22 protein-coding genes are annotated in these 24,833 nt (G+C 66.8%); 13 read left to right on the forward strand and 9 right to left on the reverse strand.

Annotation, left to right across the window (positions count from 1 at the left end):
- Positions 1-19: 19 nt before the first annotated feature.
- Positions 20-1,648, reverse strand: coding sequence for a S53 family peptidase (locus tag ACYP5B_RS01815; protein ID WP_400102498.1), 1,629 nt, complete (start codon positions 1,646-1,648; stop codon positions 20-22).
- Between the two features lie 449 nt (positions 1,649-2,097).
- Here ACYP5B_RS01815 and ACYP5B_RS01820 point away from each other — a divergent pair, with 449 nt between their 5' ends.
- The gene (locus ACYP5B_RS01820; protein WP_400102497.1) at positions 2,098-2,481 is read left to right on the forward strand and encodes an ArsR/SmtB family transcription factor; all 384 of its coding nucleotides are present in this window, start codon (positions 2,098-2,100) and stop codon (positions 2,479-2,481) included.
- The gene (locus ACYP5B_RS01825; RefSeq protein WP_459568322.1) at positions 2,478-3,563 is read left to right on the forward strand and encodes an SRPBCC domain-containing protein; all 1,086 of its coding nucleotides are present in this window, start codon (positions 2,478-2,480) and stop codon (positions 3,561-3,563) included. The genes ACYP5B_RS01820 and ACYP5B_RS01825 overlap by 4 nt, the downstream gene beginning before the upstream one ends.
- A gap of 79 nt (positions 3,564-3,642) precedes the next feature.
- Here ACYP5B_RS01825 and ACYP5B_RS01830 read toward each other — a convergent pair whose 3' ends face one another.
- The 5 genes from ACYP5B_RS01830 to ACYP5B_RS01850 form a co-directional block, all read right to left on the reverse strand.
- The gene (locus tag ACYP5B_RS01830) at positions 3,643-3,840 is read right to left on the reverse strand and encodes a DUF3606 domain-containing protein (RefSeq protein ID WP_318232569.1); all 198 of its coding nucleotides are present in this window, start codon (positions 3,838-3,840) and stop codon (positions 3,643-3,645) included.
- 171 nt (positions 3,841-4,011) lie between these two features.
- Positions 4,012-4,431 (reverse strand): RidA family protein, encoded by a 420-nt coding sequence (locus ACYP5B_RS01835; protein ID WP_459568323.1) that lies wholly within the window; start codon positions 4,429-4,431, stop codon positions 4,012-4,014.
- Positions 4,421-5,566 carry a DSD1 family PLP-dependent enzyme gene (locus tag ACYP5B_RS01840; RefSeq protein ID WP_459568324.1) on the reverse strand — a complete coding sequence of 382 codons (1,146 nt, stop codon included), beginning with the start codon at positions 5,564-5,566 and terminating at the stop codon, positions 4,421-4,423. The genes ACYP5B_RS01835 and ACYP5B_RS01840 overlap by 11 nt, the downstream gene beginning before the upstream one ends.
- Positions 5,567-5,587: 21 nt before the next feature.
- Positions 5,588-6,349 carry an HAD family hydrolase gene (locus ACYP5B_RS01845; protein ID WP_459568325.1) on the reverse strand — a complete coding sequence of 254 codons (762 nt, stop codon included), beginning with the start codon at positions 6,347-6,349 and terminating at the stop codon, positions 5,588-5,590.
- 332 nt (positions 6,350-6,681) lie between these two features.
- Positions 6,682-8,664 carry an alkyl/aryl-sulfatase gene (locus tag ACYP5B_RS01850; RefSeq protein WP_459568326.1) on the reverse strand — a complete coding sequence of 661 codons (1,983 nt, stop codon included), beginning with the start codon at positions 8,662-8,664 and terminating at the stop codon, positions 6,682-6,684.
- A gap of 101 nt (positions 8,665-8,765) precedes the next feature.
- On the opposite strand from ACYP5B_RS01850, the gene ACYP5B_RS01855 reads away from it, so the two are divergent.
- The 5 genes from ACYP5B_RS01855 (at position 8,766) to ACYP5B_RS01875 (ending at position 16,112) form a co-directional block, all read left to right on the forward strand.
- Complete coding sequence (locus tag ACYP5B_RS01855; RefSeq protein ID WP_400102652.1) at positions 8,766-9,656, forward strand: LysR family transcriptional regulator; 891 nt, start codon at positions 8,766-8,768, stop codon at positions 9,654-9,656.
- 203 nt (positions 9,657-9,859) lie between these two features.
- Positions 9,860-10,312: a cobalt-zinc-cadmium resistance protein gene (locus ACYP5B_RS01860; protein ID WP_459568327.1), complete on the forward strand. Its 453-nt coding sequence runs from the start codon at positions 9,860-9,862 to the stop codon at positions 10,310-10,312.
- A gap of 194 nt (positions 10,313-10,506) precedes the next feature.
- The gene (locus tag ACYP5B_RS01865; RefSeq protein ID WP_459568349.1) at positions 10,507-11,796 is read left to right on the forward strand and encodes a TolC family protein; all 1,290 of its coding nucleotides are present in this window, start codon (positions 10,507-10,509) and stop codon (positions 11,794-11,796) included.
- Between the two features lie 2 nt (positions 11,797-11,798).
- Positions 11,799-12,986 carry an efflux RND transporter periplasmic adaptor subunit gene (locus tag ACYP5B_RS01870; RefSeq protein WP_459568328.1) on the forward strand — a complete coding sequence of 396 codons (1,188 nt, stop codon included), beginning with the start codon at positions 11,799-11,801 and terminating at the stop codon, positions 12,984-12,986.
- 6 nt (positions 12,987-12,992) lie between these two features.
- Positions 12,993-16,112 (forward strand): efflux RND transporter permease subunit, encoded by a 3,120-nt coding sequence (locus ACYP5B_RS01875; RefSeq protein ID WP_459568329.1) that lies wholly within the window; start codon positions 12,993-12,995, stop codon positions 16,110-16,112.
- A 333-nt stretch (positions 16,113-16,445) separates the two neighbouring features.
- Here ACYP5B_RS01875 and ACYP5B_RS01880 read toward each other — a convergent pair whose 3' ends face one another.
- Positions 16,446-16,931, reverse strand: coding sequence for a nuclear transport factor 2 family protein (locus ACYP5B_RS01880; protein WP_459568330.1), 486 nt, complete (start codon positions 16,929-16,931; stop codon positions 16,446-16,448).
- 257 nt (positions 16,932-17,188) lie between these two features.
- Positions 17,189-18,091: a LysR family transcriptional regulator gene (locus ACYP5B_RS01885; RefSeq protein WP_459568331.1), complete on the reverse strand. Its 903-nt coding sequence runs from the start codon at positions 18,089-18,091 to the stop codon at positions 17,189-17,191.
- A 128-nt stretch (positions 18,092-18,219) separates the two neighbouring features.
- On the opposite strand from ACYP5B_RS01885, the gene ACYP5B_RS01890 reads away from it, so the two are divergent.
- The 5 genes from ACYP5B_RS01890 to ACYP5B_RS01910 all read left to right on the forward strand — a co-directional run bounded on the left by ACYP5B_RS01890 (position 18,220) and on the right by ACYP5B_RS01910 (position 23,331).
- Positions 18,220-19,488, forward strand: coding sequence for an alpha-hydroxy acid oxidase (locus ACYP5B_RS01890; RefSeq protein WP_459568332.1), 1,269 nt, complete (start codon positions 18,220-18,222; stop codon positions 19,486-19,488).
- Between the two features lie 60 nt (positions 19,489-19,548).
- Positions 19,549-20,226, forward strand: a complete 678-nt coding sequence (locus tag ACYP5B_RS01895; RefSeq protein ID WP_459568333.1) for an RraA family protein — start codon at positions 19,549-19,551, stop codon at positions 20,224-20,226.
- Complete coding sequence (locus tag ACYP5B_RS01900; RefSeq protein WP_459568334.1) at positions 20,223-21,290, forward strand: hydroxyacid dehydrogenase; 1,068 nt, start codon at positions 20,223-20,225, stop codon at positions 21,288-21,290. Before ACYP5B_RS01895 ends, ACYP5B_RS01900 begins: the two co-directional genes overlap by 4 nt.
- A 68-nt stretch (positions 21,291-21,358) precedes the next feature.
- Positions 21,359-22,369 (forward strand): tripartite tricarboxylate transporter substrate binding protein, encoded by a 1,011-nt coding sequence (locus ACYP5B_RS01905; RefSeq protein WP_459568335.1) that lies wholly within the window; start codon positions 21,359-21,361, stop codon positions 22,367-22,369.
- Positions 22,354-23,331: a Bug family tripartite tricarboxylate transporter substrate binding protein gene (locus ACYP5B_RS01910; protein ID WP_459568336.1), complete on the forward strand. Its 978-nt coding sequence runs from the start codon at positions 22,354-22,356 to the stop codon at positions 23,329-23,331. Before ACYP5B_RS01905 ends, ACYP5B_RS01910 begins: the two co-directional genes overlap by 16 nt.
- 206 nt (positions 23,332-23,537) lie before the next feature.
- Here ACYP5B_RS01910 and ACYP5B_RS01915 read toward each other — a convergent pair whose 3' ends face one another.
- Positions 23,538-24,518 (reverse strand): Bug family tripartite tricarboxylate transporter substrate binding protein, encoded by a 981-nt coding sequence (locus tag ACYP5B_RS01915; RefSeq protein ID WP_459568337.1) that lies wholly within the window; start codon positions 24,516-24,518, stop codon positions 23,538-23,540.
- Positions 24,519-24,590: 72 nt separating this feature from the next.
- Here ACYP5B_RS01915 and ACYP5B_RS01920 point away from each other — a divergent pair, with 72 nt between their 5' ends.
- Positions 24,591-24,776, forward strand: coding sequence for a hypothetical protein (locus ACYP5B_RS01920; protein WP_459568338.1), 186 nt, complete (start codon positions 24,591-24,593; stop codon positions 24,774-24,776).
- Positions 24,777-24,833 lie beyond the last annotated feature (57 nt).

A 24,833-nucleotide genomic window follows, 5' to 3' on the forward strand; every position in this document is an offset into this window, starting at 1 on the left:
GTCGCGCGCGAACCGGTGGTCATGTCTTGCCTCCCAGCGCCTGCAGCAGCCTGGCACCGTCCGGCGTGCCCCAGCCAGTGCAGGCATCCCAGCCCGCGGCAGCGGCGAAGTGTCCGCGGAGCAGGCCTTCGGTGTCGTTGTTGCCGGTCACGATATCCCGCAGCACCCCGGCGGGGCCGAACTTCTGGTACAGCAACGCATTGAAATTCCCGGTCCGCGTGCCCAGCAGGGCATTGGCGCGCGCGAGCAGCGCCGCCCACAGCGGTGCAGCCGCGCTGGTGCCGCCCACCACGCCATAGCGGCCGCCCGACATCACAAAGTAGCCCGTCTGCGGATCGGCATCGGCGGCCACGTCGGGTATGCCCCGGCCGGCGAAATGGCCGGGATTGATGGAGGGCGGCACGATGCCGTCCTGCCAGGCGGGGCGCGGCGTGATGTCGCTGATGCCGCCGCCCGTGCCATTGCCGGGGCCGCCGTTCCACACCACTTCGGTCATGTGGGTGCCGCCGCCGGCCGCGCTGGCCACATGCAGCGTGGTGCCGCCCACCGCCAGCACATAGGGGCTGGTGGCGGGGAAGTTGACGTGGGCGCGTCCGTCCTTCAACTGGGCCTCCGCGCCATCGTCGCCGGTGGCCACGCATACGCTGATGCCGAGTTGCGCAGCCGCCAGCAGGCTCTGGTTGACATGCGCGATGGCCGCGGGCGACCACAGGATGCCGTTGGAGAATGGCTGGTTCTCGTCCCAGCCCCAGCTGACCGATACCACCGTGGGACGGTGCACGGTGTCGTTGATCACCGCGTTGATGGCGTCGATCACGCCCTTTTCGTCGAAGGTGGAGAAATACACCGCGATGCTGGCGCCGCCGCCCAGCGCGCCGGCGATCTCGATATCAAGCATGACCTCGCCGGTGGCGGCCGGGTCGGCCTGCGGGTCCGCCGTGGCGCCACCCAGCGCGATCACGCTCACGTCCGGCCTGGGCACCGCGATCCGCGCGAAGTAAGCCGTCAAGTCGCTGTCTTCCACGCCACCGCCGAACTCCAGCAGCGCAATGCACTGGCCATGGGCGTCGGCATCCGGGAAACGATAGGCCTGCGCCAGTTCACCGGGGATGAACCAGGGCCGGCGCGGCTGCGCGAGGCTGGCGCGCAGGGCCGCGGCCACGCGCGGGCGCCGTGCCACCACGGCATGGTTGTTCAGGCCGAACACGGCGGTAATGTCGCCCTGCACATCGTCGGGCACGGACACCGCCTGCGTGCGCGCGTGGAAGGTGCCCAGCGCTGGCTGGGCATAGTCGAGCAGGCTGACGCCAAATGCCGCGTTGATATCGGCCACCGTGCCCGCCAGCTCCAGCGAGGCCGTGGCGCGGTCGTCGCGCGATACCACCAGGCGATGCGCGCGGGCGAAGGCTTCGATGCGCGCCACCGCGGCAGGGTCCGAGCCGTACCTGGCCTCCAGGTCGCGATGGCTCAGGTAGGTGCGTTGCGCGGGTAGCAGCGGGTCCAGCGCCGCCAGGTCGGGCAGGGCCTGCCTGCGCCGCACGCCTAGCGTCAGCGCCAGCCATCGATGGGGATTGCACGCGCGCAGCGCGCGCGAGCCCGGCGGCAGGTGGTGAAGACTATCGGGCAGCAACGCGCGATTTGGCCCCATGGCAGGCTCTCCGCTGCAACGCCGCGGCCGTGTGCCGCGCGCGACGTGGACAGGTAGAGGCCGGCCTCCCGTGGAAGACGGCTTCTATGCTCTACGCGACGCGCTTGCCGACCGGCCCGCCGCCAGCGCGGCAACGCGCCGGACGAATGGCACGCCTGCAAGGCAGGATAGTCCATCGTGGGTAATGTGCAATGAATGCGCTATGCATGCGCTACGCATGGGCAATGAATGGGCAATGAATGGGCAATGAATGGGCAATGCGCGCGGCGGTAATTCTGCTGCATATCTGAGTTGCCGCGCATGCAACCGCAGCCGCGCTAGCGGCGCGCCGACACCGGTTCAGTGGGACATTATGCGTTCGATCCCCGCAACGGCGTCGGCGCAGCCGTGCCGGCACGATCCCGTTTTTCGCCCTTGACTTTCGATTAACTCATTGGTTAAATGAAGCCATGCCATCCTCCACCGACCCGCTGACCACCATCTTTGCCGCACTGGCCGATCCCACGCGCCGCGCCATCCTGGCGCGCCTGGCCGAAGGGGAGGCGCCGGTGAGCGAGCTGGCGCGGCCGTTCGACATGTCGGCCCCGGCCATCTCCAAGCACCTGCGCGTGCTGGCGGATGCCGGGCTGATCGAGCGGGAGGTCAGCGCCCGCTGGCGCATCTGCCATTTGCGCGCGGATGCGCTGCGCGACGCGCATGACTGGCTGGGCGCCTACCGGCGCCATTGGGAGGGCAATCTCGATCGCCTTGTCGAGTTCGTCGAACGCACCCATGCGGCGGGCTCCACCGAAGGCACCGGCAACGCAAGCAAAGTCCGAGGGAAAAAATCATGACCCAAGCTGCTACCTTTCATCTGGAAATGGACCGCTTCATCCGCGCCCCGCGCGAGAAGGTGTTCGATGCATTCACCAGCCAGGCAGCGCTGTCCGAGTGGCATTGCCCGCGCGGCATGCACGTGCTGGAGGCCAGCGCGGATGCGCGGGTCGGCGGCAAGTACCGCATCGTGATGGGCGGGCGCGATGGTTCCAGGCACACCGTGGGCGGCGAGTACCAGGCGATCGACCGGGCGGATTTCCTCGCCTATACCTGGGTCTGGGAAGCCGGCCCGATGCCGCGGGAGATCAAGACACTGATTGAAGTCACGCTGACGGCCAAGGATGGCGGCACCCACCTGCACATGCGCCACAGCGGCTTTCCCGAGGCGGGCGAGCGCGATTCGCACATGGGCGGCTGGCAATCGGTGTTCAATCGCCTCAGCGATTTCCTGGACCCGGACGGCAGCGCCGGCTCCGTCACCGTGATCGGCGACCCGCGCAGCAGCTATTGCCGCACGGTGCGCATGGCCCTGGAGGAGAAGGGCGTGGCCTACAAGCTGCAGCCCGTGCCGCCGCATTCGCCGGAGGTGCTTGCGCATAGCCCGTTCGGCCGCATTCCGGTGCTCACCGATGGCCCGATTTCCTTCTATGAGACCCGTGCGATCCTGGCCTATATCGAGGAAGCCTTCGAGGGTCCGAGCCTGCTCCCGCGGCAACCCGGCCCCAGTGGCCATGCGCGCTGCGAGCAGTGGATCAGCCTGATCATTTGCCATGCCTACGACGCCATGGTGCGCCGCTACGTACTGCAGTACATTTTCCCCAAGGGCGAAAACGGCCAGCCTGACCGCGCCGTGATCGATGCCGCGCTGCCGGAGATAGCCACGCAGCTAGGCGCGTTCGACGAAGCCTACGGCAATCGCGATTACCTGGTCGGTACGGCGATGTCGATGGCGGACCTGTTCCTCGCGCCAATCGTGACCTACGTCGGCATGTTTCCCGAAGGCGCCGCCTTGCTGGAGAAGTACCCCAACGTGCGGCGTGCGCAGGCAGTGATGCGCGAGCGGCCAAGCTTTGCCGCGACGCAGCCGCAGCCTGCCTGAGGACGCTGAGGACGCTTAGGACGCTTAGGACGTATTGCGCGTCGCGCATCCTCACCAGCGCATTGGCGCGTGAAGCCTGTCAATGCCGCTTGTCCGGGTACAACGCCTCCAGGCGGGCCCGGACAGCGGCAATGTGATCGCCCACGTTCGACACGGCTTCCTGGAGTTCGGATTGGGTGCAGTTAAGCTGCGCGCACCAATACTGTATTTCGAGCGCATCCATCGTATTGACCCGGCCCGGGTCCAATGGCTTGAAGCGATTCGGATCGTTGCTCATGCGGTTCTCCCAGCGATTGCCGGCCGCGTCACTTGGCGTCGCAGGCGGGCGCGTTGCCTTCGATTGGATGCCTTGCATTGTAGTCATTGATCGGCCGCGCATGGCTACCTTTTACCGCGTGCCGCCGCTCACGCAAGCCTGTGTGCACCAAGGCGGTTTCGCTCGACGCTGCTATGCGCCTGGCAGCACGACCGCCAGGGCTTCCACCTCGATCTTCAGGCCAAAATGCAGCGGGCCGGTCGGCACGATCGTCCGGGCCGGGCGTGCATTGCCGGCCCATGCCGCGTAGATGGCGTTGAATGCCGGCCAGTTCTCGATGGCGTCCATATAGACCCGTACCTGCGCCAGCCCGTCGATGCCGCTGCCGGCGGCAATCAGCGCCGCTTCCACATTGGCCAGCACCTGGCGCGCCTGATCTTCAAAGGGCGCGCCGACAAGCTTCTCGCCAGCGGGCGTGATGGGGAGTTGCCCGGATACGAACACGAAGCCATTGGCCACAGTCGCATGGCTGTAGTGCCCGCCCGGCACGGATAGCCCGGCGGGGGAGACCGTCCGTACCGCGATAGCGGGGTTGGTTTGATCACCATCCATGGAACCGATTCCAGGTAGCGAGCTCGCCGTCTTGCGCGAGCGCGTGATATTCGGGGAACTGCGCACCAGTCGCGCAGGCATGATTGGGCAGGATGCGCAGCACCGTGCCGATGGGCAAGCGCGCCACGATGTCCGGCTCGGGCGCGCCTTCCCGCGACAGGATGCCATGTTCCTGGTTGGCGCCGCTGAGCACGTAGCCCGGGAGCACGGTGCCGTCGATGCCGCAGACCTGGCCATAGCCGAAATCGCGCTTCTGCTTTTGCGTGCCGCGGTCGCGGCTCATGGCCATCCAGCCCGCATCGACGATGGCCCAGCCCTTGTCCGCCTGATGCCCGATCACGGTGGTCAGCACGCTCAGCGCCACGTCTTGCGTTGCGCACACGCCCACGTTGCACATCACGAGGTCGAAGAACACGTAGACGCCCGCACGTACCTCGGTAACGCCTTCCAGGCTCGTTGCGGATAGCGCGGTCGGGGTCGATCCCACGCTGACCACCGCGCATGGCAGCCCGGCCGCGCGCAGCCGTTCGGCCGCCATGACGCAGCCGGCCCGCTCCTGCTCCGCCATCGCCGCCAGGGCTTCGGGCGTATCGAGGTCGTAGCTGGAGCCGGCGTGCGTCATCACGCCGCCCAGGCGGGCGCCGCCCTCGTGCAGCACGCGGGCCACGTCGATCAGCGCGGCTTCATCCGGGCGGATGCCGGAGCGGTGGCCATCCGTGTCGATCTCGATCCAGACTTCGAACGCCTCGCCATGCGTGGCGCCAAAGGCGACGATGGCCTCGGCCGACGCCACGCTATCGGTGACGATCTTCAGGTCGCAGCCCTGGCGGCGCAGCGCCAGGGCCTGGGGCAGCTTGGTCGAGACCATGCCCACGCCGTAGAGAATGTCCGTGACGCCATCGGCAAAGAAATGCGCGGCTTCCTTCAGGGTGGAAACGGTGATGCCGCGCGCGCCGGCATCGATCTGCGCCTGCACGACGGCCGAGCATTTGGTGGTCTTGGCATGCGGGCGGAACCGCACGCCAAGCGCGTCCATGCGCGCCTGCATGCGCTGGATGTTGTGCTGCATGCGGGGGAGGTCGATCACCGCTGCCGGTGTTTCCAGGCTAGCGAGCGTGTGGGTAGGCATGTTCATAGCGTTCTTGAAAATGTTCAGTCAGTCCAGGAATTGGCCTTTGGCCTTCAGCGCGGGCACGTCGTCGCGCAGGCCGCGCGACGGAATGCCGGACATGGCAGACGCTCCTTGACGGGATGGGGTTGCCGCATGAAAGGACCGCAGCCAGTACAGCGCCGGCTCCAGGGTGGCGAACTCCGCCTCGGGCGCCGGTGCGCCCGCGGGCAGCGCCAGGCCGACCCGGTTGTGCCAGTAGGTGCGCAGCCCGACGGCCGAGGTGCCGAACATGTCGTAGCCTGAGCCGGCGACAAACGTGGCATCCGCCGCCTGCACGCCGAGTTGCTTCAGCGCGAGCTGGTAGGGGCGAGGATCCGGCTTGTAGAAGCCGGCTGCCTCCGAGGTGACCACCACATCCCAGTCGATCTCGAGCAAGTCCGCGGCGCGCCGCCCCAGCCGTTCGGAGCAGTTCGTGACCACCGCCAGGCGGCAATGCGGGCGCAGGGTTTGCAGCAGCTCGCGGGCACCATCCCACGCGGGGAGGTTGTCCCAGCCGGCCTCGAGCGCTGCCGGCGCGCTGGCGGGCAGGCCGACATGCTCGGCCGCCTCGCGCACCAGTTGCTCGTAGGGGACGTAGGCGCCGCAGCCGTAGGTGCGTTTCAGGTACTCCGCGCGCCAGGCCCGGCCTTGTGCCTCCGAGCCGGCGGCGGCGTTCCATACGGTCCAGGAATCCAGCAGCGCGGTGAGCAGGTCGAACAGGACGGCGCGGGGCCAGGCAGGGGCGGGCGATTGGTCGAGGGTTTCCATGCGTTCCTTTTGTGGTGGGCGGGTGGGCGGGGGACGGCCGCGCAGCAAGTCATTGCAAGCCCTCAGTGTAGGAATGAATATGCGGTCCGTGGTTAAATGCCGGAACATCAATCGTTAAGCTGAAGTGAATGATTCAGATCGAAGGCCGGCGGCTGGCAGAGGTGCTGGCCCAGGTGCTGGCTGGGAGTTCGACAGCGCGCCGGTGACCCTGCTGGTGCCCACGCGGCGGGGCCGCACGGCGCGGGTACAGGCGTTGATGCAGTTTTTCGAAGCGGCGCCGGGCAGCAGAAAATTCCAGATCGGGATCCTCTGGCCAGCGCCCGCTCGCCACCTCAGGGCGCTGCCTGCGGCGTGACAATGCTGAAGGACCCGTCAAAGCTGTCCAGCATGCCGAACAGCGCCGCCACCGCCTGTGGGTTGCCGTCAATGCGGATGCTGCCATCGCGGATCGCGTCCGGCAGCGTCAGTTGCTTCAGGCTGATGCGGTCGAGCGTGGCCTTGTCCAGCGTGATGGTTGCCGTGGCCTGCGCAGATTGCGAGTCGGCCAGGTAGGTCAGGGCGCTGTTGCGCAGCGTCATGGCGTAGCGCTCTTGCAGGTCGGTGAAGTTCCAGTTCAGCGTCATGGTCTTGCCCGCAGCCTTGTCGGCGTTCAGGCGCACCGCCAGGTAATCGAAGAAGTGCGGCACGGTCAGCGCGCGCACCAGGTCGGGCGACGTGGTGCCGCCGGGCGCGCTGCGCTTGACGCCGTTGCGCAGCTCCTGCGCGCCGCTCAGGTAAGCGTTGCGCCAGGTGGCGTTCTCGGTCTGGTAGCCAAGCTGCTCCAGCGCGTCGGCCTGCAGCGCGCGGGCCGCGGCGTTGCCGGGGTCGGCGAAGACGAGCTCGTTGCCGATCTGCGCCACCCAGCGGTATTCGCCGCGCGCGTAGGCTTCGCGGGCCTTGGCCAGCACGGCGTCCGGCCCGCCCATCCATTCGATCGTCTTCTTGGCGCCTTGCACCGGCGGCAACGGATTCAGGTGGGCGGGGTTGCCATCGTAGAACCCGAAGTAGCGCTGGTACACGGCGCGCACGTTATGGCTGATCGAGCCATAGTAGTCGCGCGCATACCATTTGCTGGCCAGCGGCTGGGGCAGCTTGCGCAGCGTGTCGGCGATGTCCATGGGCGTGAGGCCATGGTTCATCAGGCGCAGCGTCTGGTCGTTGAGGTAGGCGTACATGTCGCGCTGGTCCGACAGGAACTCGTTGATGCGCGCCTGGCCCCAGGTGGGCCAGTGGTGCTGGGCGATCAGGATGTCGCTGCGCTCGCCGTAGCGCGCCAGCGCCTGGCCGATATAGAACGACCAGGCCTTCGCATCGCGCACCTGCGCGCCGCGGATGGTCAGGATGTTGTGCTGGGTGCGCGCGGCGTTCTCCGCGATGCACAGGGTGCGCAGCTGCGGGAAGTAGAGGTTCATCTCGGCCGGCGCCTCAGTTCCGGGCGTGAGCTGGAACTCGATGTCGATGCCGTCGACGCGGCGGGTGTCGATGGTCTTGCTGATGAGATCGGTGGGCGCCAGCAGCGTGACCGTGCCGCGCGAGGTGGCCTTGCCCAGCCCGGCGTCGACCTGGCCCGTCGCGCTGCGGGGCAGGTTGGCGCCATACATGTACTGCGCGCGCCGGCTCATGGCGTTGCCCGCCAGCACGTTCTCGCTGATGGCTTCCTCCATGAATCCCGCCGGCGCGATCACGGCCACCTTGCCGGCCCTCACGTCGGCCTCGCTGACGATGCCCTTGGCGCCGCCGAAGTGATCCACGTGGCTGTGCGTGTAGATCACGGCCACCACCGGCTTGCGCGGCCGGTGCGCGTAATACAGCTCCAGCGCGGCATGCGCGGTCTCGGCCACGATCAGCGGATCCATCACGATGATGCCGGTGTCCCCCTCGATGATGTTCATGTTCGACAGGTCTGCCCCGCGCACCTGGTAGAGGCGATCGGTGACCTTGAACAGGCCCGCTTCATTGTTGAGTTGCGCGAGCCGCCACAGGCTCGGGTTGACGGTCGCCGGCGCGGCTTCGGCGCGCTCGAAGGCGTAGGCGTTGAAGTCCCACGCCACGCGGCCGTCCGCGCCGCGGATGGTGCCCTCGGGGAAGCGCGCCACCAGCCCGCGCCGCGCATCCTCGAAATCCTGCCGGTCACTGAAGGGCAGCGCCTGGAGCCATGCCGCATTGGCCTGCGCGGTGGCGGGCGAGGCAGGCGCGCTGGCGGTCTGGGCCTGGGCCGTGGCGGCCTGGAAAGCGACGAGCGCCAGGATGGCGGGAAGGGTACGGCGACGGGACATGGGCGAGGCTCGGTGACACGAAGAGGACGTCTATTGAAGTTCACTGCCACCTATAATTCAATTGCAAGTTTTTTATCCCAGCGATGCATGGAGCGCATATCTTGAACCTGAAGCGGCTGGAACACCTGATCGCGGTGGCGGAAGAAGGCTCGCTGGCGGGGGCCGCCCGCCGCGTGCACCTGAGCCAGCCCGCGCTGACCCGCAGCATCCAGGCGCTGGAAGCCGAGGCCGGCATGCCGCTGTTCGATCGCGGCCCGCGCGGCGTGGCGTTGACTGCGGCCGGGCGCATGGTGGCGGAGCGGGCCCGGCGGATCCTGTTCGAGACGCGCTGCCTGGCGCGCGATCTCACGCTGGTGCAGCAGCATGAGATCGGCAGCGTGCAGATGGGGATGGGGCCGTTTCCCGCCGCCATCCTGCTGCCCGAGGTGCTGTGCGCCATGAACCGCGACTGGCCGAAGCTGCGCATCACGGCCGAGGTCAACAGCGCGCCCGCGCTGCTCGCCGCCTTGCACGCGGAGACGCTGGATTTCGTGGTGGCGGAGCGCCGCACCATTCCGCCGGTGGCCGAGTTGCAGGTAAGGCGATTGCGGCCCGAGCGCTCCGGCTGGTATGTCCGTGCGGGTCATCCGCTCAGCCGCGCGCCAGTCACGCCCGCGCAATTGCGCGAGGCTGCGCTCGTGTCGGTAACCTTGCCCCCGTATGGCCACGGGCAACTGCGCAGGCTGCTTGGCTGCCGGCCCGGCGAAAGCCTGCCCTTCCAGGTGGAGTGCAACGACTTTCGCGCGCTGACGCACCTGGCAGGTCATTCCGATGCGGTCCTGCTGGCACCCGCGCGCGCACTCAAGGCGGAGCTGGAGGCCGGCGAGCTGGTGCCACTCGATCTGGTGGGCAGCCCGGCCATGACCGTGGAGTTCGTGGTCGTGCATCTGGCCCAACGCACGCTGTCCCCGGCGGCGCAGAGGGCGGTGGCTGTGGTCGAGGCGGCTGCCTGAGCCACCCTGCCCGTTTCGCCGCACGCTGCACGCCACCCGCGTCCCCGCGCTGGTAACTTTTGTAACGCATGACCGGAACGCACCGGGCGTTTGGCGGTCTATGACTTACACTCGCGTTACAATGCTGTGGTGCACCATCTGCGCCGGGTCAGTGATTTCCCGCTATCCGCGCCGTTCTTCCCCTTGTTGCGTCGTCCCAATTCATGCGTTCCCTGCTGCTCTTGCTGACCGTTTTGTGCTTGTCTGCACTGTCCTTCGGGGCAGCAGCGAACGCGCACGCCGGTATGTCGGGGCTTGCATTTGATCCTGTTCGCGCCGAATTCCAGATTTCCGAGTCGGCGTTCTCCCGCGCCCTCGACGAGCTGGACGGCAGTGCCGAGCTGGAGCGCGTCGTGGCCCCGGGCGACGATGGCCTGGTGGGCGAAGCGATGGCGGCAGCGGTGGTGGAGGACGATCCTCCCGGCTACTGCGAGATCTGGTCCGCTGACTTGCTCGACCCCCTCGACCTGCTCGACGAGATCGAAGAATCCAGCGCGCTCTTCGCGCTGCCTACCGTGCGTGTTTCGTTGCCTCCCAACGAGATCGCGCAACTACTGCCCGCACGCCCGCATCCTTTGCCCGCGGCGTTCTTCAAGCCCCCCATTTCCCTGATCTGACAGTCCTGGCAACCCCGGCGCGCGCCTTGCGTGCCCGGGCTGCGTTCCTATTGCCTGGGCGCCTTGGCCCGATCGCGTCCGCGATCGCTGGCTGACCGTTGGCGCGCGCTGCATTGCGTGCGCCGGCGGCGGGCGCGCAGCCGTTTCGCCTGCCCCCATTTGTCATGCAGATCAAACAGATCACTATGTTTTCCATGGTGGCGTTGCTGTCGCTTGGCGCCTACCCGGCGCTCGCGGTGGAGACGTTCACCTTGCCGCAACTGCTGTCCCTCTCGCAGTCCACCAACAAAGGCGTGGAGGCGGCGCAGGCCGGCGTCGATGCCGCCAGCGCCGCTGTCACCAGCGCGCGCGCCTATCCCAACCCGCAGGTCGAAGTCATGTACGGCCGCCTGTCGCCGCGCACCGCCGGCGTGACCGGTGGCGCCGCGCCGACCATGGCCATCACCCAGAAGCTGGACTATCCGCAGCAGCGCAAGCTGCGCGCGGAGATTGCCGGGCGCAGCCTGGAGGCCACCGAAGCCGGCCGCCAGGCGTTCCGCGCGGACCTGGCGGCGCGGGTCAAGACGTCGTACTTCGACGTGCTGCGCCGCGAGATGGAGCTGGCCGCGGCCAAGGAAGACCTGGTGATGATGCGGCAGATCCAGGACCGCGCCCGCCTGCGGGTGGAGGTGGGCGAAGCGCCGCGCTATGAGCTGATCAAGGCCGCGACCGAGCTGCTGAGCGCGCAGAAGACGCTGCAGAGCGCCCAGTTGCGCGTCAACCAGGCCAAGGCGGCGCTGCGCCAGCAAGTGGGCGGCGCCATGCCGGCGGCCTATTCGCTGTCCGGCAGCCTGAGCCAGCCCCCCGCGCTGCCGGCCCTGCCGATGCTGCGCGACACCCTGACCGGGACCAACGCCGAGCTGACCCAGCGCCGCCTGGAAGCGGACCGTGCGAACCTGGCGGTGGACTACCAGCGCTCGCTGCGCCTGCCCGAGCTGGCGGTGCGCGCCAGCGCCGAGCGCCAGCCGGACAACACGGTCTCGCAAGTTGGCCTGGTCCTCACCATCCCCCTGTGGGACCGCCGCAGCGGCCCGGTGGGCGAGGCGACCGCGCAGGCGATCCAGGCCCGCACCGCGCTGGAGGCCCGCGAGTTCGAGCTGACACAGGAGCTGGAATCGGCCTACCGCCAGTACGAGATCACGCAGTCGCAAGTGAGCGCGCTGGAAGGCGGCATCGTGCGCCAGGCCGAGTCCGCGCTGGCGGTGGCTGAGTCGGCTTATCGCTTCGGCGAGCGCGGCATCCTGGATTACCTCGATGCCCAACGCGTGCTGCGCGGCGCGCGCAGCGACCTGATTGCCGCCCAGTTTGAGCTGCAGGCGGCCACCATCCAGATCGAAAAGCTGCTGTCGAGCGTGCCCGGGCAAGCCGTGGCACCCATGGCACCCATGGCCCCGTCCGCACCTTCCGCACCCGCGGCTCCCTCGGCACCTACGGAAACCAAATAAGCATGCGTCCCCATTTTCTTCTTTCCCTGACGGCAACCGCAGCCCTGCTGTTTTCCCTGGCTGGCTGCTCCGACGAACCCGCGCCCGCCGCCGAGGCGCCCAAGCAGCCGCCCGCCGCCGAGGCGCCCAAGCAGCCGCCCGGCGTGGTCAAGCCGGAAGAGACGCTGCAGAAAACCCTGAAGGTGGCCGCGGTGGCTACCAGCCCCTTCAGCGAAGTGCTGCGCGTGTCCGGACGCATCGATTTCGACGAGCAGCGCGTGGCGCGCATCGGCGCCAGCGTGACCGGCCGCGTGACGGATCTCTACGGCATCCTGGGCCAGGAGGTCAAGGCGGGCCAGGTGCTCGCCCGCCTGCATAGCAGCGAGCTGGGCGCGGCCCAGATGGCCTTCCTCAAGGCCGAAGCCCAGACCGAGCTGCAGGTGCGCAACGCCGAGCGCGCGCGCCAGCTGTTCGCCGCCGACGTGATCGGCCGCGGCGAGCTGCAACGCCGCGAGAGCGAGCTGGCCATTTCCTCGGCCGAGATGCGCGCCTATCGCGACCAGCTGCGCGTGCTTGGCATGTCGGCCGCGGCGGTGGCGCAACTCGCCAAGAGCGGCAGCATCGATTCCTACTCGCCGGTGTTCTCCAGCATCAGCGGCACCGTGGTGGAGCGCAACGTAGCGCAAGGCCAGGTGGTGCAGCCGGCCGACGCGCTCTACACCGTGGCCGACCTGTCGCGCGTGTGGGTGGTGGCGGAAGTGCCCGAGCAACAGGCCGCGCTGGTGGCCGAGGGCCAGAGCGTGGACATCGAGGTGCCATCCCTTGGCAACGGCGCGGGCCAGAAGCAGATCACCGGCAAGCTCATCTACGTGGGCCGCACCGTGAATCCGCAAACGCGCACCGTGCTGGTCCGCACCGAGCTGGAGAACCGCGAAGGACGCCTGAAGCCGGCCATGCTGGCCAGCATGCTGATTGCCAGCGCGCCGTCCGAGCAACTGGTGATCCCGGAATCCGCCATCGTGCGCGACGGCAACGACGAGCTGGTCTACCTGGAGCAGGCCGGCGGCCTGTACCGCCAGGTCAAGGTCAAGCTGGGCGCCGAGAGCGACGGCATGCGCGTGGTGCAAAGCGGGGTGAAGGCGGGCGACCGCATCGTGGTGGATGGTGCCTTCCACCTCGACAACGAGCGCAAGCGCCTGGAACAGGGTTAATCGATCATGCTGAAATCCCTTGTGGAAGCCGCCATCAAACAGCGGCTGGTCGTTTGCGTGCTGGCGGTGGTGCTGTTCTTCTTCGGCCTGCGCGCGGCAACGAAACTGTCGGTGGATGCCTTCCCCGACGTCACCAACGTGCAGGTGCAGATTGCCACCGAAGCGACCGGCCGCTCGCCGGAGGAAGTGGAGCGCTTTGTCACCGTGCCGGTGGAAATGGCCATGACCGGGTTGCCCGGCCTGGAAGAGATGCGCTCGCTCAACAAGGCGGGCCTGTCGCTGATCACGCTGGTGTTTACCGATGCGACGGACGTCTACTTCGCCCGGCAACTGGTGATGGAGCGCCTGATCGAGGTGTCGGGCCGCATGCCGGAGGGCGTGACGCCGGTGCTCGGCCCGGTCTCCACCGGCCTGGGCGAGGTCTACCAGTACACGCTGGACCGCGCCGACGACGGCAACCGCGCGCTCACGACCGAAGAGCTCTCCGAGCGCCGCATTGCGCAGGACTGGGTGGTGCGCCCGCTGTTGCGCTCGATCCCCGGCGTGGCGGAAATCAACTCGCAGGGCGGCTTCGTCCGGCAGTACCAGGTGCTGGTCAACCCGGACCGCATGCGGCACTACCAGGTCACGCTGCAGCAGGTCTACCAGTCGCTCGCGCGCAATAACGCCAACTCCGGCGGCGGGGTGCTGCCGCACTACGCCGAGCAGTACCTGATCCGCGGCGTGGGCCTGGCCCGCGGCGTGGAGGATATCGGCAGCATCGTGCTCAAGGAGGTCTCGGGCACGCCGGTCTATGTGCGGGATGTGGCCAACGTGACCATCGGCCACGAGGTACGGCAGGGCGCGCTGGTCAAGAACGGCGAGACCGAGTCGGTCGGCGGCATCGTGATGATGATGCGCGGCGGCAATGCCAAGGAAGTGGTCAGCCGCGTCAAAGCCCGCGTGGCCGAGATCAACGAGCGCGGCATGCTGCCGGGCAAGCTGCAGATCGTGCCGTACTACGACCGCAGCGAACTGGTGGACTCCGCGCTGTGGACGGTCACCAAGGTGCTGCTCGAAGGCGTGGTGCTGGTGGTGATCGTGCTGTTCCTGTTCCTGGGGGATGTGCGCTCGTCCGTCATCGTGCTGGCCACGCTGGTGCTGACGCCGTTGATGACCTTCATGGTGATGAACCAGGTGGGCTTGTCGGCCAACCTGATGTCGCTGGGGGGGCTGGCCATCGCCATCGGCTTGATGGTCGACGGCTCGGTGGTGGTGGTGGAGAACGCGTTCGAGCGGCTCGGCCACCGCGACAAGAGCGGCATGAGCAAGACCGAGATCCTGGTCAAGGCGGTGCAGGAAGTCGCCACGCCCGTGATCGTCGGCGTGGGCATCATCATCCTGGTGTTCCTGCCGCTGATGACGCTGACCGGCATGGAAGGCAAGATGTTCGCGCCGCTGGCGTTCACCATCTCGATCGCGCTGGCGATCTCGCTGTTCCTGTCGCTGACGCTCTCGCCGGTGTTGTCGTCCTACCTGCTCAAGGGCGGCGCGGAGCACGATACCTGGCTGATCGCCTTCATGAAGCACCACTACCTGCGCATGCTCCACTGGGCGCTGGACAATAGCCGCAAGACCGTGATCGGCGCAGTGGTGGCGTTCATGGCCACCGTCGCCATCGTGCCGCTGCTGGGCACCTCCTTTATCCCCGAGATGAAGGAAGGCTCGATCGTGCCGGCGCTGGACCGCGTGCCTAACATCTCGCTGGAGGAATCGGTCAAGCTGGAGATGGAAGCCAACAAGCTGGTGTTGTCGGTGCCTGGCGTGAAATCGGTGGCGTCCGGCGTGGGCCGCGGCGAAAGCCCGGCCGACCCGCAGGGCCAGAACGAATCGACGCCGATTGCCAGCCTGAAGGACCGTGACGAGTGGCCCGACGGCTGGACCCAGGACGATATCGCCAACGCCATCCGCGAGAAGCTCAAGACCATCCCCGGCGTGCAGATCGTGATGGCGCAGCCGATTTCCGACCGCGTCGACGAAATGGTCAGCGGCGTGCGCTCGGACGTGGCGGTGAAGGTGTTCGGCGACGACCTCGACAAGCTGCGCGAGCTGGCCGGCGAGATCGCGCGGGTTGCCGGCGGCATCCAGGGCTCGCAGGACATCCGCATCGAGCGGATCTCCGGGCAGCAATACCTGTCGATCGAGATCGACCGCCAGGCCATTGCGCGCTACGGGCTCAATGCCTCCGACATCCACGACATCATCGAGATCGCCATCGGCGGCAAGCGTGCCACGGACATTTTCGAAGGCGAGCGCCGCTTTGCCGCGGCAGTGCGCCTGCCCGAGGAGTTCCGCGACAACGTGCAGGCCATCCGCCAGCTGCTGGTGGCCACGCCCAACGGCGCGCAGGTGCCGCTGCAAAGCGTGGCCAAGATCGAGGTCACCGACGGCCCCGCGCAGATCAGCCGCGAAATGGCCAAGCGCCGCGTGGTGGTGATGATCAACGTGAAGGACCGCGACCTTGGCGGCTTCGTCGCCGAGTTGCAGCAGGCGGCCGACAGCAAGGTCAAGCTGCCGGAAGGCTACTACCTGGAGTGGGGCGGCCAGTTCCAGAACATGGAGCGTGCCATGGGCCACCTGAAGATCATCGTGCCGGTCACCATCGCCGCGATCTTCTTCCTGTTGTTCCTGCTGTTCAAGTCCGTGCGCTTCGCCACGCTGATCATCACCGTGCTGCCGTTTGCCTCCATCGGTGGCATCATCGGCCTGTTCGTCACCGGCGAGTACTTGTCGGTGCCGGCATCGGTGGGCTTTATCGCGCTATGGGGCATGGCCGTGCTCAACGGGGTGGTGCTGGTGTCGTACATCCGCACGCTGCGCGATTCCGGCTTGTCGCTGGACCAGGCGGTGATCCAGGGCGCGACCCAGCGTTTCCGCCCGGTGATGATGACGGCCACCATCGCCATGCTGGGGCTGGTGCCCTTCCTGTTCTCCACCGGCCCGGGCTCCGAAGTCCAGCGCCCGCTGGCCGTGGTGGTGATCGGCGGGCTGATCACCTCGACCCTGCTGACGCTGGTGATGGTGCCTACGCTGTACCGCTGGTTCGATAACCGCAAGCCGGATCCGATGAAGGACGTGCCGGTGTGATCTTGGGTTGGCAGTAAAAGGTAGTTGATTGCAGGGAAAGCCCCACGTAGCGATGCGTGGGGCTTTTCACCACCCGGATCGACCCCACCCTGAGGGCGTTGGCTTCGCAAGCACGGAGTGGCAACGCCTCGTCCGCCGCCGAACTCAGTCAGCGGACTCAGGGTTTCCGAGACGCTACCGCTGCCGCCTTGAACGATTACCGTGATAGGCAAGCGGCTTGCGAGCGCACCGAGACGCGTGGACCATACGAAAACAGAGGTCCATACATGATGCGCATCAGGGAGTGCGCTGAGCGCTCCGCACCCTGAGAATATGCCCGGCATCGTCCTTATGTCACTTTTCCGGCATGACCGACGAATGGTGACTTGTGATCAGCCATTGCGCGCCGTCCCAGCGATAGGTATAGGTGTAGCGAGCCTGAGCGACGGCTCCGGTTCGTGCGAAGGTGAATGTGTAGAGCCCGGCATCAACCGCTGAATTGCACCCGAGCTCAATGATGCGGAAGTCAATCTTTCCGGACGGCCGATCTTCTAGAAAGTGATGGAAGTAGTCCACTTTCTCTGCGACCGTCACGCGAGGCTTGTTGGATAGCGTGGGAAGGAGAATTGAGCGCTCCGCGTAGTTGGCGGACACCTTGTGCGGATCGCCTGTTTGCAGCGACTGATTCCACCGGTCAAACAACGCCGCAATGTCCTGTTCTGACGTGCCCTTGCAGCTTTCCGTACGCAATGCCTGCGCATTGCCCGGCACGCTTTGGTTCGTGACGCATCCGGCGAGAACGAGCGCCAGGACCGCAACCCCAGAACTAGATACCCTCATGGCGGAACTCCCTCGGGTGACGACCGGTAGTCGTTGCGGGTAAGACCTTGGTAATTCTGGTGCAGATCGCCCGGGCGAGACATCATCCATAAGTATGAGAACGCCACTGAAGCGCCTGCCCCGTCTCTGCGGAATACCCGATTCCGTGGATTTTCGCCCAGAACCGAGCGTGCGCTGATGCACGGTCGTGCCCTGTTGCGAGTGCCGATCTTCTGCTATTCAACCCGATCTCCATCACAAACGACGATCTAAGTCGCCTAGACCAGGCAACGTGGAGCCTGGAAATCTATTACGCCCTTGATAATGTCGCGCATGGTTGAAATCAGCACGCGGGCGTCGTCGCGACGCCATTGCACGGCATAGTGCAGCGGCTCCAGCGCATCGCTGCCCGGCAGGATCTTCAACACGCCGCGCGCCGCAAGCGCCTGTGCCCATTGCTCGGGCATGAACGCAAAGCCAAGCCCTTCAGCGACCATGCCGACGACCGCGCCCCAGCTGTTGCACATGAGCCGCCGGTTCACCATCAGCCCCCGGCACGCCAGCCATTGATCGAGGACCCGCGTACCGCCCGCGCCCACCGGCAAGGTCAGCAGCACATGCTCGCGCATCAACGCCCGGGGATCCTCCGTACTGGCCTCTTCAAGAAACGACTGACTGGCCACCCACGCGAAATCTACCTGACTGATCCGCTCGGCCGCAAGGCTGCTGCGCGTGGAGGGCCCAGCTAGCACCGCCAGGTCCAGTTCGCCATCGTGCAGACGCTGCTCGAGCACCTGGCCGATATTGAGATAAGGCTCCAGCAACAGGCCAGGATGGCGGGCCGATACTTCGCGCACCAGCTTCGGCAACCATGTCAGGCCGCTCAGCTCGCCCAGCCCGACGCGGCAACGTCCCATCAGCCCGTAGCGCTGCCCAGCCGATTGCTCCAACTCTGCGGCAGCGCGCAGCAGTTCACGAATCTGAGGCAGCATCTGCTCTCCCTGCGCGGTCAGCTCTGCGCGCCTGCCGCTCCGGTTGAACAACTGCACGCCCAGCGATGCTTCGAGCTCGGCCACCCGCTTGGACAGTGACGACACCGACAGGTGCACCCGCTCTGCAGCCACGGAGAAGTTGACGCAGGTGGCGGCCCAGTAAAACGCTTCCAGTTGCTTGAGGGTCATGAGGTGGCGGCCGGCAGCGGCTGTGAATGTTTCCAAAAAGCGAAATTATATCTTCGTTATTTTTCGCTTTTCTCGTTGTGTCGCGATTGCTAGATTTGGGGCGAGATCACAGCGTTCTGTTCCCCTACATGTCAGTTGCCCCCGCCAATGGCGCCCCACAGGCCACAGCCCCCAGCCCGGAAGCCACCCTTGGCGCTTCCGCTGCGCCGCAACAAGCTGCTTCGGCGGTATGCGATGTCGCGTGGCTGAGAAGGCGGGTGCTGGCGCTGAACGACTTCGAAGCGCTCGCGCATCGCCGCTTGCCCAGACCGCTGTACGCCTACGTAAGCGGGGCGGTCGAAGACAGTGTTTCCCTGGCGCAGAACCGGCGCGCGTTCGAAGAGATGGCGCTGCGGCCGCGCGTGCTGGCCGGTGTGGCCGCGCGCGACCTGGGCATCGAACTGTTTGGGCGGCACTATGCTGCACCGTTCGGCATTGCGCCGATGGGAATCTGCGCGTTGTTCGCCTATCGCGGCGACATTGTGCTGGCGCAGGCCGCCCGCCACGCCGGGGTGCCGGCCATCATGAGCGGCTCTTCACTGATCCGGCTGGAAGAGGTCATGGAAGCAGAGCCGGGCACATGGTTCCAGGCCTATTTGCCAGGCGACACGGCCCAGATCGACGGGCTGTTGTCGCGCGTCCAGTCGGCTCGTGTAGAGACGCTGGTGGTCACCGTCGATACGCCGGTGGCCGGCAATCGCGAGAACAACCTGCGCGCGGGCTTCTCCACGCCGTTTCGGCCAAGCCTTGCACTGGCCTGGCAAGGCATCACGCACCCGCGCTGGCTGCTTGGCACCTTCACGCGCACACTGGTGCGACATGGGGTGCCGCACTTCGAGAATGCCTACGCCCATCGCGGCGCACCAATTTTGTCGCCCAATGTCGAGCGGGACTTTTCCGATCGGGCGCATTTCACGTGGGCTCACCTAAAAACGATCCGGCGTCGCTGGAAGGGCCCGCTCGTCATAAAGGGCATCCTGACTGCCGAAGACGCGCTGCTGGCACGCCAGCACGGCGTGGACGGCATCATCGTTTCGAACCATGGCGGCCGGCAGCTCGATGGCGCCATCGCGCCAATCCGTGCCCTGCCGGAAATCGTCGACGCCGTGCCAAACCTGCCCGTGATGCTCGACAGCGGCGTGCGCCGTGGGACCGACGTGATCAAGGCGCTCGCGCTCGGTGCGCGCTGCGTGTTCGTCGGGCGGCCGTTCGCCTATGCGGCGACGGTGGCGTCCGGCGCAGGCGTGTCGCACGGCATCGCACTGATGCAGGCCGAGATCTCGCGCGACATGGCCATGCTCGGACTGATCCGCGTGGCCGACATCGGCCCGGCCTGCATCCAGCGCCCATGGGCGTGAGCACCATCCCGCCCCCAATTCCAACACGCCAACGCACTGGCCAACACAGGAGACATCCCGATGACCACGCCTCACGGCTTCCGAATCCACGCCCGGCCCGCGCCCACTGTCAGCAACGCGCTCCTCGAGCGTTTCAAGAGCTTTCCGGTGGCTAATGTTAGCGACGCCATGAGCCGGACCATCGGCACCACGCAGTTGCGCCCTTTTCACCGCCGTGAAGGCCCGCTGGTGGGCCGCGCGCTGACCGTCCGCACGCGGCCCGGCGACAACCTGATGGTGCACAAGGCCATCGACATCTCGGAGCCTGGCGATGTGATCGTGGTGGACGCCGGCGGGGCCGGACCCAATGCCATCATCGGCGAGATCATGCTGGCGCTGGCGATGGCGCGCGGCGCGGCGGGCTTTGTCATCGACGGCCTGATCCGCGACAGCGACACGATCGGCAAGGAACCGCTTCCAGTCTATGCGCGCGGCGTGTCGCATCGAGGCCCTTACAAGGACGGCCCTGGCGAGTTGCACATCACGGTCTGCATCGACGGGATGGTTGTGCGCCCGGGCGACCTGGTCATCGGCGATGGGGACGGCCTGCTGGTGGTGCCCGCCGAGGAAGCCGAATCGATCGCCGCGCGCGTGGAAGAGGTGCAACGTACCGAGGCGGCCGTGCTCGAATCGATCTCACAAGGCCGCGCCGACCGTAGCTGGGTGGAGCGTTCGCTACGCGACAAGGGAGTGCTGTGAACGCGCCCACACTCCCCACGCGCGCAAACCATTTGGTGGTGCGGTTCGACTATTGGCTGGATCCGTCTTTTGATCGCATCGTCAGCGACGCGCCCGGCGTGACGCTGCACACCTGCGCGCGCGAAGGCGCCGATGACGCAGCCTGGGCGCAACTGGCCAGGGCGCTGGTCTACCAGATCACGGCGGCCAAGGACGAGATTCCGCGCCGCTGGTTTGTCAACGCGGACCTGCTGTCGCGCTGCCCGGCTTTGGTGGCGGTGTCGTCCAGCGGCTCAGGCTGCGACACCATCGACATCGACGCCTGCACCGCCGCTGGCGTGGCGGTGATGAACCAGGCCGGCGGCAACGCCGACTCGGTGGCCGAGATGGCGCTGGGCCTCATGCTGGCCGTGCTGCGCCGCATTCCCGAGTCCGACAGGCGCATGCGCACGAACACCACGGCGAGCCGCGAGGACCTGATGGGCCAGGAGCTCCGCGGTCGCACGCTCGGACTCGTGGGTGTGGGGCACGCCGGACGCCGGACGGCGGCCTTGGGCCGGGCTTTCGGCATGCGTGTCATCGGCTGTGATCCAGCATTCGATAGGGAAGAAATGGCCGCACGCGGCGCGCAACGGGTGTCGTTCGACGAACTGCTGCGCACCGCCGACGTGGTATCGCTGCACTGCCCGCGCGATGCCACCACGCTGGGCATGATGGACGCCGCCGCGTTTGCCGCGATGCGGCCCGGCTCCATCTTCATCAGCACGGCCCGCGGGGGCATCCACGACGAGCACGTGCTGTACGCGGCGCTGGCAAGCGGCCATCTTGCTGGGGCAGGGCTCGACGTGTGGGACCAGGAGCCGCCGCCGCACGACCATCCGCTGCTTGCACTGGAGAACGTGGTCGCTACGTTCCACACGGCAGGCGTCACGCATGAGGCCCGCCGCAGGAACGCCACGCTGGCCGCCACGCAAATCGTCGAGCTGCTGGCGACTGGCGCCCGGCCCGAGCGCCTGGTGAACCCCGAGGTGTGGCCGCGCGCGCGCCAGCGTGTCGAGGCCGCACTGCAGGCAGCGATGGGCTAGGCGCGACCGACGCAACGTTTGAACCAACAATACGTCGCCCCCATCGAGGGCTGGCGAGGAGACACAACATGCATCGCACTCCCGACCTTCGGCGTCGGCGCTTTCCCCCGCGCCTGGCTGCCGCATTCGCTCTCGCCTTTGGCACGATTGGCGCCACAACTCCCGGTGCAGCCCATGCCGAGGCGCCCTATCCGAGCCGCCCGATCGAAATGATCGTGGCCTACGCGCCTGGCGGCGGCACCGACCTGGTCGCACGACTGCTGGCCCGGCACCTGGAAAAGCAGCTCGGCGCCACCATCGTGGTCCAGAACAAGCCAGGCGCCGGCGGTGCCATCGGCTTTGCAGAACTGGCGCGCGCCACGCCCGACGGCTACACGATCGGCTTCATCAACACGCCGAACCTCCTGACGATTCCGCTCGAACGCAAGACCACGTTCACATGGAGGAGCTATGACCTGATCGGCAACCTCGTGGACGATCCGGGCGGCTTCACCGTGAACAACAGCAATGCTATTGATTCGTTGGCGTCGCTGGTGACGTACGCTAAGGCAAATCCGGGCCATGTGACCGTGGGCACCACCGGGGTGGGTTCGGACGACCACCTTGCGATGCTGCTGTTCGAGAGGGCGTCGGGCGTGAAGCTGACCCATGTGGGCTACAAGGGCGCCGGAGAAGTCCGCGCGGCCCTGGCCAGCCAGCAGATCACTATCGGCGCCATCAACGTGGGCGAGGCGTTGGCGTTCCAGAAGGGCGGCACGCCGATCAGGTTCCTGGGACAGATGAGCATGACACGTGCCGTGCTTGCGCCAAACGTCCCCACGTTCCGTGAGCAGGGCTTCGGCATCGAATTGGCCTCGCTGCGCGGCTTGGCCGCACCGAAAGGCTTGCCGGAGCCGGTGCGCAAGAAGCTCGTCGACGCCATGGCACGCGTGGCCGCCGATTCGCAGTTCCGCCAGCAGGCCGACGCCATGTATGCCCCGCTGCGCTATCTGGCGCCCGCCGCGTATGCCGCCGAACTCGAACGCGGCGATGCAGGCTTCCGCCAGCTCTGGAAGGAGATGCCATGGCAGGAAAAGTAAGCTGGCTGGCGGCGCTGGCAATTGGCGCCGCCCTGGTCTCATCCGCTTTGGCATCCGCGCAGGCGCCGCTGCCGCCGGGGCCGGTCACGATGATCGTCGGCTGGCCCGCAGGCGGCCCGTCCGACGCTGTGGCGCGACTGGCGGCGGCGCACATGTCGAAGGCGCTGGGACAGACGATCTTGATCGACAACCGCGCCGGTGCGGGCGGCAATATCGGCACCGACGTAGCTGCCCGCGCGCGCCCCGACGGCAGCACCATCATGCTGGCCACCGTGGCTTCGCATGGCCTGAACTCCGCACTTTACAGCCGCTTGAACCACGATCCGATCAAGGACTTCGCGCCGATCGGGCTGATCACCACGTCGCCTAGCGTGCTGCTGGTGCCGCGCGACTCACCGCTGCGCTCGGTACGCGACCTGGTCGACAAGGCACGCGCCCAGCCCGGCCAGTTGAACTACGGCTCCGGCGGCGTCGGATCGAGCCAGCACCTGGCGGGCGCAGTTTTCAAGAAACTCGCCGGCGTGGACATCGCGCACATCCCCTTCAAGGGCACGGCGCCCGCCATGACGGACCTGATGGCCGGCCGCGTCGACTTCATCATCACCACGGGCGCGCTGCCCTTCATCCGCTCCGGCAAGGTCCGTGCGCTGGCCGTGGGCGCGCATCAGCGCCTGCCCGCGCTGCCCGATGTACCTACCTTCGACGAAGCCGGACTGAAGGGCTTCTACACCGATTCCTGGTACGGCCTGGTCGCGCCGGCCGGCACGCCCCGCCCCGCGCTGGAGCGGCTCAATGAAGCGTTGACGCAGGCGCTACGCGACCCTGCCCTGCAACGGCAGTTCGCCGAACAGGGTTCGTTGCCGGTTAAGCCGATGGGCGTGGACGAGTTCTGGACTTTTGTGAAGAAACAGATGCCGACAGCAGCGGAACAGGTCCGGATTTCGGGGGCGAAGGCGGAGTAGGGCAGCGATGCGGAACCTTGCCCCTTCCGCGCCACGCCAACCATGCGTCCGCGATCGACGGATAATGACACATCAGGATGCTCGCCCCGGGGCAGCCGCAAGGGGCCGCTCCCGGCCGAATCCGTCGTTCAGATGAACCGTGCAGCCTTCCCCGGAAATCGGGGAAGACCTTTTTTTCTGCTGCGCCGGTTAGCCGTCTCGCTTCCCTAGTTGATGCGCACGTTGGCGTCCTTCACTACCTTCCCCCATTTCGCCAGGTCTGTTTTCATCAGCATGGCAAGCTGCTCAGGCGTGCTCGACTCCAGGATGGCGCCCTGGCTGGCCAGCCGCTGCGCCAGGTCGGGTGCCGATACAGCCTTTACCACCTGGGCGTTGAGCAATTGCACGATCTCCTTCGGCGTGCCGGCCGGCGCCAGCAATGCGAACCAGTTCTTGACCTCGAAGCCGGGCAGGCCGGCTTCGGCAAGTGTCGGGATCTCGGGGCTCATCGGCAAGCGCTGGCTGCCCACGACGCCCAGTGCCTTGAGCTTTCCGTTCTTCACCAGTGGCATGGACGAAGGCACGCTGTCGAAGAAGATGGAGACGTTTCCTGCCAGCAGGTCCGGCATCACGTTATTGCTGCCTTTGTAGGGGACATGGAGCACGTCGATGCCGGTGGCGCTCTTGAACAGTTCAAGCTCCAGGTGCGACAGGGTGCCATTTCCCTGCGATGCCGCGCTTAGCTGACCCGGCTTTGCCTTGGCCAACGCGACAAGTTCCTTGACAGAATTCGCGGGGACGCTCGGGTTGACCACCAGCATGTGCGGTACATGGCCGACCAGCGATACCGGCGCGAAGCTCTTGATCACGTCGAAGCCGAGCTTGCTATAGAGATTGGCCGCAATGGCCAGCGACCCGGATGCCAGCAGCAAGGTGTAGCCATCGGGGGCGGCTTTGGCAACCAGGTCGGTGCCGATGGTGCTGCCCGCACCGGGGCGGTTTTCCACCGTTACCGGCTGGCCCAGGCCTTCCGATAGCTTCTGGGCGATGGCCCGGCCCATCACATCCGTGGCGCCCGCGGGCGGAAACGGCACCACCAGCCGGATCGGCTTGCCCGGATAGGGCTGGGCCATGGCCACGCCCGGGCCGCTAGCCCATACGCACATTGCCAGTGCCAGCATAGCCAGGCGCACCATCATGTTTCGCATTGCATTCCTTCCTTTTCTTGGGTTGGCGGCTTGAGTTGACCGCCAGCCGGCGGCAGGCCGGAGGCGACTGCCATGCGATGCAATATCCACGCCAACACCATGACGGCGCCGCCGCACCACAATGGGCGGACGTGCACGATGGCGCTACACTCCCGTTCTGGATTCCCGGCCCATTCGAGCCGAACTGACCCGGTCACGGGCGAGGGCTTGCTGGAGATCTGGCTGCCGGTCAAGGAACGCCCCGGCGCGCAGCGTTAATCGACGTCGCGCACGGGATGTCCTGCATCGATGGTGCTGGGCAGGTGCCATTCAGGA

It is taken from the genome of Cupriavidus sp. 8B, assembly GCF_054589115.1.